This is a genomic window from Pseudomonas sp. DF5, assembly GCF_058148225.1.
Genome location: NZ_JBYVYM010000057.1, coordinates 1 through 1,829, shown reverse-complemented (window position 1 = coordinate 1,829; position 1,829 = coordinate 1). Strand labels below are relative to the sequence as shown.

General features: G+C 58.6%; 1 protein-coding gene. It reads left to right on the top strand.

The features are described 5' to 3' along the window. Window positions 1-448: 448 nt before the first annotated feature. Window positions 449-1,741, top strand: a complete 1,293-nt coding sequence (gene ltrA, locus AC30D7_RS28670; protein WP_490136319.1) for a group II intron reverse transcriptase/maturase — start codon at window positions 449-451, stop codon at window positions 1,739-1,741. Window positions 1,742-1,829 lie beyond the last annotated feature (88 nt).

Here is a 1,829-nt window from a genome sequence, read left to right as displayed (position 1 = left end):
TGCGCCCAGCATGGGCGCAATCTTGTGGGTGAAAGTCCCGCCGTAAGCTGGCCACAGCGAACGAAGTGAAGCGCAACTGCATGAGGGCGACCGAGTGTGGGGAGGAAGCGTGAATCGAAGCCATGAGCCGATGTACAAGAACCGGATAAAAGGCGAAGCCGATCAGGGCGAGCGGGCACAAAACCGCGAAGCTCTTGTGGTCAAGGATCAGGCTGCGTAAATCCGGCGGTTGTGTGGTGAAGGATTGCGTTCTTACCTGGGGAGATCTCGCCTTGTGCCTGAAAGGGCGACGGCGCCAGCCGGAGCGAGAAGTCAGCAGAGGCCGTAGTAGTCTTTTTTTGACGAAGGGCCGAACGAGAGAAAGCGTTATAGGCCATGTTGATGCGAGAAACCGGAAGTCAGATGCCTGCCAAACGCGGGGCGGACGGAGATAACGAGCGGTGAAACCGTGAGAAATCCCGTCAGCGACGAGGTCAATCGCCCGCAAGATGAATCCGACAACGCAGGGCAAGGGCTGCTGGAGCGGGCCTTTGCGAGAGAAAACCTGAAGCGGGCGTGGAGGCGGGTCAAGGCCAACAAAGGTGCAGCGGGAGTCGACGGTCTGGATATTGAACAGACGGCCGAACATCTGCTGACCCAATGGGTCGCGATTCGTGAACAGCTTCTGTCAGGTGTCTACCGGCCCAGTCCGGTACGCCGAGTGGTCATTCCAAAACCCGACGGCGGTCAGCGCGAGTTGGGCATTCCCACGGTCATCGACCGGCTGATCCAACAAGCGTTGCTGCAAGTCTTGCAGCCATTACTCGATCCGACCTTCAGTGAGCACAGCTACGGTTTTCGCCCGGGGCGCAGTGCGCAGGACGCCGTTTTGGCGGCTCAGCGCCACGTCTCCTCGGGACGCAAAGTGGTGGTGGATGTTGATCTGGAAAAGTTCTTCGACCGGGTCGATCACGACATTCTGATGGATCGTTTACGCAAGCGGATTGCGGATCGGGCGGTTATCCGGCTGATTCGTGCGTATCTGGATGCGGGAACGCTGATCAATGGCGTGGCCGAGAAAAGCCGCTGCGGGGCGCCGCAAGGCGGCCCGCTGTCGCCGTTGCTGGCGAATGTGCTGTTGGACGAAGTGGATCGGGAGCTTGAACGTCGAGGTCATTGTTTTGTGCGCTATGCCGACGATGCGAATGTGTATGTTCGCAGCCGGAAGGCAGGCGAGCGAGTCATGGTCTTGCTGAGGCGTCTGTATGAAAAGCTGCACTTGAGTGTCAACGAGAACAAGAGTGCGGTGGCGAGTGCATTTGGTCGCAAGTTTCTGGGCTACGAACTGTGGTCTTCCCGAAACGAGGTCAAGCGCGCAGCGTCTTACAAGGCACAAAAGCAGTTCAAGCAGCGAGTACGCTGGTATACCCGGCGCTCGTGCGGTCGCAGCCTGCAGCAGATCGTCGATGACCTGCGACCTTACATTTTAGGTTGGAAAGCTTACTTCGGGCTGTCGCAAACCCCAGCCGTCTGGCGCGAGCTGGACGAATGGATACGACACCGATTGCGAGCTATCCAGCTTAAACAATGGAAGCGCGGAACGACGACATATCGTGAGCTGCGAGCACTTGGCGCGAGTAACCAAGTGGCGCAGAAGGTGGCAGGGAACACCTGCCGCTGGTGGCATAACAGTCGTCTCGATCTGAACCGCGTACTTAATATTGCGTGGTTCGACAGGCTGGGATTAGTGCGTCTCTCGTAACCTCAATCTCTCGAACCGCCCGGTGCGGACCCGCATGCCGGGTGGTGTGGCAGGGGAGCGGCCTATGAAGGCCGTCCCCTATGCCGAT